General features: G+C 58.3%; 3 protein-coding genes. 2 read left to right on the top strand and 1 reads right to left on the bottom strand.

Features of this window, described 5'->3' with window-relative positions; translation table 11 throughout:
* Window positions 1–44: 44 nt before the first annotated feature.
* Complete coding sequence (locus tag B7R24_RS17425) at window positions 45–377, bottom strand: hypothetical protein (protein WP_147304099.1); 333 nt, start codon at window positions 375–377, stop codon at window positions 45–47.
* Window positions 378–749: 372 nt separating this feature from the next.
* On the opposite strand from B7R24_RS17425, the gene B7R24_RS16820 reads away from it, so the two are divergent.
* Both B7R24_RS16820 and B7R24_RS18485 read left to right on the top strand, forming a co-directional pair.
* Window positions 750–1616, top strand: coding sequence for a replication initiation protein (locus tag B7R24_RS16820; RefSeq protein ID WP_116420210.1), 867 nt, complete (start codon window positions 750–752; stop codon window positions 1614–1616).
* Window positions 1617–1896: 280 nt separating this feature from the next.
* Window positions 1897–2352: a helix-turn-helix domain-containing protein gene (locus B7R24_RS18485; protein ID WP_367302634.1), complete on the top strand. Its 456-nt coding sequence runs from the start codon at window positions 1897–1899 to the stop codon at window positions 2350–2352.
* The last annotated feature ends 1384 nt before the right edge of the window (window positions 2353–3736 follow it).

Here is a 3736-nt window from a genome sequence, read left to right as displayed (position 1 = left end):
TTTGAACCCCCCGCAATCGACTGACCTTTTTACACCCGGCGGTCTCAGCTGGGTTGCGGTGAAACCCATGAAACGGTGACACTGTGATCCGGCTGAGGCCGCTTTCCCATGAGCCGCGCAAGCCCGACCTGCGGGACCAATTTGCCGTCCATGGTTTGTGCCTGATCTGCCCACTCTATAAAAAGTTCGAATGTACGTTCCCGACAGTTTGCCCTGGCCCATTCCAAAACTTCCGAAACATTGGCGTTTTTAATGCGCCAGCCCTCGACCGTTGCAGCCGTCCAGTCGTTTACCGGCACGGACCAAAAGCGCACGCGAAATATTTCGGCGGTTCTTTCCACGCCGACATCAAGGAATTCGTCTGAACTAATGTCCACTCTTTGATGCTAACTCGCATGCCCACCACCAACGTCGGGTCATTTCATTGTCGAAGCCTTCGCCGGTCACGGTGCCTGCCTCAATGGAGCGAATACGGTCTACCGAGCGCCCATCGCTGCCACCGCAGCTCGAAAACGAGCCGAAAAAAAATTTTGGGCGGGCTAAAGCAATCCAGGACAAGGCCACGTAGCAACCAAGAGCTTGGCGCAGCAGGCAAAGCTCAAGAAGGTAAAAGATTTTTGTGGAATCAGGGGGAGGGAGAGGGTTTTTAGGTCAAGAAAATCCGCGGAAAGTCAGGCCCGGAATCGGAAGTATCTGATTAAGGGTGAGTCGTACCTGTTATATAACGGATGTGACCATACATTTGCTGCATGACCTTCACTCCGGACCTGTGGGACGCTGCGTGGCTCCCTAGGGCTCCGTTAGCTACCGACGATCTCTCGGTGGGGGTCAGACGAGAGAATCGGCCGACGGCCCGCACACGGCGTTACGTGGAAGCTTCTCCCCGGGCGTTGCTCTCGATGCTCGTGGTTGATGTCGATCACGAGGACGCGCTGCTGAAGTCGTTCTGGCGACCCGCAACCCATCCCGATCCGTCCTGGGTGTCGATCAATCCAGAAAATGGGCATGGCCATGTGGGCTGGGTACTCGAAACACCCGTCTGCAGAACCGACAGCGCCCGCCTGGAACCTATGAAGCTGGCGGCCCGGGTAGAGGCCGGCCTAACGCACGCACTCGACGGAGACGCCGGCTACGCCGGCCTGCTGACGAAGAACCCGCTACACGAGCACTGGGAGACGTTCTGGGGCCCAGAGAAGCCCTACACGCTCGGCCAGCTGGCCAACGACTTGGGCGATCTTTTCCCCCGATCACTCCCTCGCAAAACAGCCGAGAACAGCGGACTCGGCCGAAACGTTGCACTCTTCAACAGGGTCCGGCAATGGGCCTATCCCGCGATCAGCCGGTACTGGGCCGAACCCGCTGCGCTTTGGGAAGAAACCACTCTCGCCTACGCGCTGAATGTGAACGCAGAATTTGCCGCGCCGCTCGAACACAACGAAGTAACGCACCTCGCTCGGTCAGTCGCTCGATGGACCAGGCGAAACATCACCCCGGAGCAGACAGCCCGCAACCGGGCAGAGTGGGCGTCGTCAGAAAATCAGCGGCGAAGAAGTCAACGCGCCTCCGCGAAACGAACGGCCAAAATCTCTCCGAACTGGAAAGAGGTCTTGCTATGACCGCGCGCGTGCAAGGACAACGAAAAGTCACGGCTAGGGAGGGCGCTGAATTGCTGGGAGTCTCCCCGCGCACAATTCAACGTCTGGCCGCCGAGCCACGTGAAGACTATGAAAAACGGCTACGTGAGCGAGGGGAACAGATACTGAAGTGGCGCGCCAACGGGATGTTATGGCGAGAGATTGCGGGGCTGCTTAGCATCTCTACACCCGCCGCTCAAATGGCCGGAAAGAGAGCCTTGGATCGACGCGAGGCGGACACGATGCCCCCGCCGTTGTTTCCGTGAGACAGCGACCGGAGCTGACGCTTAGCGAAGTCGTCGAGCGCTTTGAAATATCCCGGGCGACTCTGAAACGTCGGCTCGCCGCCGGGGAGCTGGTCGGAGCGCACAAAGATCGTGGCGGCGTGTGGCGCATCCCAATAGAGGCCCTTCAGGCCGCTCAAATAGCACCCAAGAAGACCTGGCTCGCTGACCTAGGTCAAATCGATTCTGACCTTGGTCATGAGCTAGGTCAGGAGCTTTCTCCTCTGGAAATACGGGTCTCTCAGTTGGAGCGTGACCTAGCTCATGAGCTAGGTCAACGTCAGAAGGCAGAGGCAATCGCAGAGGAACGCAAAGAACGGATAGTCGACCTCCAGCGGGCCATGGCGATGTTAGAAGTAGCCCGCCCAATCTCCTCTGAGGTTGAAAAAAAGCCTTCCCAAGCACTCAAGAAGAAACGCTGGTGGTCTCGGTAGGGGTAGCGCTTCAATCGCGAGCTCGTCGCCCTAAAGAGATAAGAAGCCCAATCATTGCGGCTATGAACGTCTGGCCATGTGGTGGCCTAGGTGTGACGTAGACGTCAACTTCGACCTGGTTCAAATCGACGTCGAGCCACAACGCCGCGACCTCGTTAGCTGCGCCCTGGATGTCTTTTCGGCGCCTGGCTTGACCGACCGCACCTTGACCTAGCTCGGGTATCTGAATGAACCACCATCAGCCTTCCGGCGTCGCGATCCCCCTCGAGCTCGTGCACTTCCCGCGTGCGTGAAACGTACTCACCTGATGCCACCCGGTCGCTCATTACGCCCCTGTCCATTAGTGGCAAACACGCTCCGCGTGTGCGGCAGTAGCCCAGCGCAGCGAACCCGGAACGGGGACCCTCCATCGGAGTCAAGCCAATTTACACAGGGTAAATTTATAGCTTGCTCCAAATGAAGTAAGAGACTTAGGGTACCTAAGTCGACAGCTTGCTCCAGATTGTCAGAGCCATTTACCAGCGGTAAATGGACAGCTTGCTCCACAACACAATGCGGCTAAAACCGTCGATGACGGAACCCTGTTAAATTCTCCGGCAAACGATTAATGATGGGCGGCCGGGCAGGCAGCGTACCCCCGAATGGGGTACGTCGATAGTCGCGTCTTGTGTCGACTACACAAGTTGAGTGCTGAGTTTTAGCCTCCGAGCAGGGGCCGAATGGCCCTGTTCGGAAGATGAAACGGAGTTACGAATGAAAATTCGAAAGCTACTCACCGGATTCGCCGTCGCGGCTGTTGCCGTACTCGCTGTTGGTTTGGGCGCTGCGCCAGCCAATGCGGCCACCATCGGGGTCTGTACCATCCAGGCCCAGAACCCTCATCCGTCAACGCACGTCAACGGGACCATCAACGGGGTCGGAACCGTCAACTGCACATCAAGCGTGCCGGAGATCTACATCTACGTCGTGTTGCAGAAGTCGACTGGCGAGTCCTGGGCGAATCCGTCGAGAGACTATGCGAACACCAGCTCACAGCAGAACAATGGTGCATCGCCGTGCAGCGCCGGCCCCGGCATCTTCCGAGTCGAGACGCAGTACGCGATCACGTTCCCAGCGGGGGCGTCTCCTGCATATTCAGCGGGGGCGGTTGATAGCCCTTGGATGCAAGTTGCGTGCGGTAGCGCCCGAGTCGCAGCTGTCGACTTGTCAGGCAACCCGGTCCCTGACGACGGCTCGACGGCAACAACGAGCGTGACGTTTGAACCCCCCGCAATCGACTGACCTTTTTACACCCGGCGGTCTCAGCTGGGTTGCGGTGAAACCCATGAAACGGTGACACTGTGATCCGGCTGAGGCCGCTTTCCCATGAGCCGCGCAAGCCCGA

It is taken from the genome of Subtercola boreus (assembly GCF_003399645.1).
In the GTDB taxonomy this organism is placed as follows: Bacteria; Actinomycetota; Actinomycetes; order Actinomycetales; family Microbacteriaceae; genus Subtercola; species Subtercola boreus_A.
The sequence above is the reverse complement of the archived record's forward strand: the minus strand, read 5'-3'. Positions and strand labels throughout refer to the sequence as shown.

What these genes read in the sequence shown, in the direction of transcription:
- B7R24_RS16820 (WP_116420210.1), top strand. Translation starts at nt 750, where the DNA reads ATGACCTTCACTCCGGACCTGTGGGACGCTGCGTGGCTCCCTAGGGCT.